The 4,521-nt window shown below is 29.2% G+C and carries 4 protein-coding genes; 1 reads left to right on the forward strand and 3 read right to left on the reverse strand.

Features of this window, described 5'->3' with window-relative positions:
• Positions 1-54 precede the first annotated feature (54 nt).
• Both HMPREF2881_RS00905 and HMPREF2881_RS00910 read right to left on the reverse strand, forming a co-directional pair.
• Positions 55-825: an ABC transporter permease gene (locus HMPREF2881_RS00905; protein WP_002455772.1), complete on the reverse strand. Its 771-nt coding sequence runs from the start codon at positions 823-825 to the stop codon at positions 55-57.
• Position 826: 1 nt separating this feature from the next.
• A complete protein-coding gene (locus HMPREF2881_RS00910) occupies positions 827-1,522 on the reverse strand; it encodes an ABC transporter ATP-binding protein (RefSeq protein WP_002447409.1) in 696 nt (231 codons plus the stop codon).
• Positions 1,523-2,058: 536 nt separating this feature from the next.
• Between HMPREF2881_RS00910 and msr(A) the strand changes: the two genes are divergently transcribed.
• A complete protein-coding gene (gene msr(A) / locus HMPREF2881_RS00915) occupies positions 2,059-3,525 on the forward strand; it encodes an ABC-F type ribosomal protection protein Msr(A) (RefSeq protein ID WP_002447408.1) in 1,467 nt (488 codons plus the stop codon).
• 223 nt (positions 3,526-3,748) lie between these two features.
• On the opposite strand, the gene HMPREF2881_RS00920 is transcribed toward msr(A), so the two are convergent.
• Positions 3,749-4,327, reverse strand: a complete 579-nt coding sequence (locus tag HMPREF2881_RS00920) for a recombinase family protein (RefSeq protein ID WP_031908289.1) — start codon at positions 4,325-4,327, stop codon at positions 3,749-3,751.
• Positions 4,328-4,521: the final 194 nt, after the last annotated feature.

The following is a 4,521-nucleotide window of genomic DNA, read 5'->3' on the forward strand; positions in this document are numbered from 1 at the left end:
ATTATAACACTGGTTAGTAGAGGAATGCAAAATTATAAAGTGTGTTGAGTTAGATTAGACATTTTTCTTTTTAAAGACAAATACTACGATGATTAAGAAAATAATAATATAAACAATATTACCAATAAATAATTCATGCAGTTCTAATTTTGTGAATTTTTTCATGTTTTTATCAACAATTTGAACCATAATATTCATCATACTAATAGGGTTCCATTTTAACCATTCCCATTTATCTACAACAATTGTTAATATCCCTGACAAAATTGAAGTGGCAAAATACAATACAATACCGACAGCAATAGAGACACCGGGACTTTTCATTGCACATGAAATTAATAAGGTGATACTTAAGACTAACCATGTTCCAACATATGTACCTAGTCCAGTTAATAACATTTTACTTAATAACGATAACGCATCACCCTTACTTTCAAGGAGATTGATATCGTTGAAGAAAATAGCCCATAGAATAATTCCTACAACAATACTAACAATAAAATACAGTAGTGAAAAAAGTATTAATGTAATAATTTTACTAATAATAATGCTTGTTCTCGTATATTTTCGATAGAGAAGATTTTTAATTGTACCATGATAAAACTCCATTGAAATAATGGTGCTGGCTTGAATAATTAATAAAAAGATAAACCATGAAAAACCACTAAATGCTGATTCAATAGATGATTGTGGAGAAAAAACATCATCATAGTTTTTAGATATTATAGCTTGAACAACCATTAATAACATAATGATAATTGGTATAATAAACGTCGATTTCTTTTTAAACAATTTAAAACATTCTTGCTTAATTAAAGTGCCCATTTTACGATTGATCCTCCTTATCAATGATACTTAATAATACATTTTCTAAATCGTTATCTTTATATTGGTTTAATTCTTCTTCGGTAGTTTCAGTAACAATTTTACCTTTGTTAATGATAAGGATAGAATTGGTGATTTTTACTAACTCACTTAATATATGGCTAGAAATTAAAAAGGTAACGCCCTCTTCCGCTTTTTTTACAATGAGTTCTCTAACATCTCTTACAGCCCTAGGATCTAACCCATTCATAGGTTCATCTAAAATAATTAATTGGGGTTGATTTAAGAAAGCTATTGCAATACCTAATTTTTGTTTCATACCCAAGGAATATGTTTTGGCTTTATTATGTATATACTCATCCATTTTAAGTTGAGAGACAATTGTATCAATATCTTGAGTATTTTTAGTTTCATTTAGTAGTTTAAGATTGTCATAGCCTGACATAAAGGGATATACTCCTGGATTTTCGATCAATGCACCAACGTTACTTTTTTTATGCTTATTTTCAATAACTTCAAAGTTACCTTCTTGATAAATCGAGTAGCCTAATATAACTTTCATCAAAGATGTTTTTCCTGCCCCATTTGCTCCAACAAGACCGACAATCTGTCCTCGTTTTAAATTTAAAGAAATATCTTTGAGAATAGTCTTATTACCTATCTTTTTTGTTAAATGTTCTACTGTTAAAACATCCATACAATTATCTCCTTTTTAATTATTTAGATATATTTTAAATCCAAACTTAATGTATCATAAAAAAATAAATTATTTAAATACATGTTGAGATACATAAATATAAATTAAATGAAGTGCTGCATTTTATAAGTACACTCTAAATTAACAAGATGTATAATCAATCTCAAATTGTAATTTTATACTTTTATTATATGATCTTTGTACTTAGAGATATATTGTAAAAAAACCAATAAAATGTTATATTAACATTACTATTTTATCGATGAAGGAGGATTAAAATGACAGCTTCTATGAGACTCAAATAAACCTTTTTGAATACAAAACTAAATTAATTCAAAAAGGCTTGTCCGCAATACACACACTCATAGGATGACTTATGTCATTTTTTATCCTTCGATAGGAATAATAAACGCTTTCAAATACTAAAACATCGTAATAATTCTTTAAGTGTTTGAAAGTGTAATGTGAATGAGACGGGAGTAGCCTGTCTCATTTTTTGCGTACACGTCCTTTAAATATACAAGGAGTGTATAAATATGGAACAATATACAATTAAATTTAACCAAATCAATCATAAATTGACAGATTTACGATCACTTAACATCGATCATCTTTATGCTTACCAATTTGAAAAAATAGCACTTATTGGGGGTAATGGTACTGGCAAAACCACATTACTAAATATGATTGCTCAAAAAACAAAACCAGAATCTGGAACAGTTGAAACGAATGGCGAAATTCAATATTTTGAACAGCTTAACATGGATGTGGAAAATGATTTTAACACGTTAGACGGTAGTTTAATGAGTGAACTCCATATACCTATGCATACAACCGACAGTATGAGTGGTGGTGAAAAAGCAAAATATAAATTAGCTAATGTCATATCAAATTATAGTCCGATATTACTTTTAGATGAACCTACAAATCACTTGGATAAAATTGGTAAAGATTATCTGAATAATATTTTAAAATATTACTATGGTACTTTAATTATAGTAAGTCACGATAGAGCACTTATAGACCAAATTGCTGACACAATTTGGGATATACAAGAAGATGGCACAATAAGAGTGTTTAAAGGTAATTACACACAGTATCAAAATCAATATGAACAAGAACAGTTAGAACAACAACGTAAATATGAACAGTATATAAGTGAAAAACAAAGATTGTCCCAAGCCAGTAAAGCTAAACGAAATCAAGCGCAACAAATGGCACAAGCATCATCAAAACAAAAAAATAAAAGTATAGCACCAGATCGTTTAAGTGCATCAAAACAAAAAGGCACGGTTGAGAAGGCTGCTCAAAAACAAGCTAAGCATATTGAAAAAAGAATGGAACATTTGGAAGAAGTTGAAAAACCACAAAGTTATCATGAATTCAATTTTCCACAAAATAAAATTTATGATATCCATAATAATTATCCAATCATTGCACAAAATCTAACATTGGTTAAAGGAAGTCAAAAACTGCTAACACAAGTACGATTCCAAATACCATATGGCAAAAATATAGCGCTCGTAGGTGCAAATGGTGTAGGTAAGACAACTTTACTTGAAGCTATTTACCACCAAATAGAGGGAATTGATTGTTCTCCTAAAGTGCAAATGGCATACTATCGTCAACTTGCTTATGAAGACATGCGTGACGTTTCATTATTGCAATATTTAATGGATGAAACGGATTCATCAGAATCATTCAGTAGAGCTATTTTAAATAACTTGGGTTTAAATGAAGCACTTGAGCGTTCTTGTAATGTTTTGAGTGGTGGGGAAAGAACGAAATTATCGTTAGCAGTATTATTTTCAACGAAAGCGAATATGTTAATTTTGGATGAACCAACTAATTTTTTAGATATTAAAACATTAGAAGCATTAGAAATGTTTATGAATAAATATCCTGGAATCATTTTGTTTACATCACATGATACAAGGTTTGTTAAACATGTATCAGATAAAAAATGGGAATTAACAGGACAATCTATTCATGATATAACTTAAAAACTATACACTAATTTATATTGAATATTTCTTTAAAGTATTATAATAAAGTAAATAACAATAGTACCATAACCGATCATTTTTGAGAAAAAGAATATAGAAGAAAAGAGAGGGAGTTTTTACCCTCTCTTTTCTTGTTTTATTATTAAAATCTCATAATAGATGATTAATATGCGTTTTAGAACGCTGTGAGAAACGCTCATTTGCATTGACAACCTATTTATCAAGATAATCCCTTATCGTGTTTAATTCTATAAACAGTCTGCCTTGTTATATTTACTTCTTTTGCAATTTTACTAATTGCTTGGCCTTCTTCTAACATTTCGACAACTCGATGATAGATAACACGCTTTTGAGGATCTTTCGCGTTTGGCGAATAAAGTAAAGGTCGTCCTTTATAAACGCCTTTTTCTTTTGCAACTTGAATTCCTTGTGCTTGTCGACGTTTACTTTCGTTTCTCTCTTGTTCTGAAACCATTGCTAAAATTTGAACAATTAAATCTTTCATAAATTTATCCAGTAATGGATTACTAATAACTTCATTCATCATAGGTAAACTTGTAATCATTAACTGAACGTCTTTTTCTTTTAAGTAATTCACAGTTTCAATAATTTCATCATAATTACGTCCTAAACGATCAATAGATTCCACAACGAATCGATCTCCCGTTCTTACAAAGTTAAGTGCTTCTTGAAATACTGGTCTATTTTCAATAGATTTCCCAGACTGTTTTTCTGTAAATATTTTTTCAGCCCCAAACGTCTTTAAATTTTCAAGTTGTCTTTCTAAATTTTGATCGATCGATGATACTCACGCATAGCCAACAATCATTGATTTTCACCTCATAATTAATATACACCCTAACCATACATTTTAGTTGCTATAAATTCAACAATTATACATGTATGATTAGGGTGTATCCTGTCTAACTTTTATCTTTCTTAAAACTCAGTAATATTTTTTATTTATCTTTATTTTCTTGGTTATTTAACTTA

This window comes from Staphylococcus sp. HMSC057A08, assembly GCF_001812925.1.
In the GTDB taxonomy this organism is placed as follows: Bacteria; Bacillota; Bacilli; order Staphylococcales; family Staphylococcaceae; genus Staphylococcus; species Staphylococcus hominis.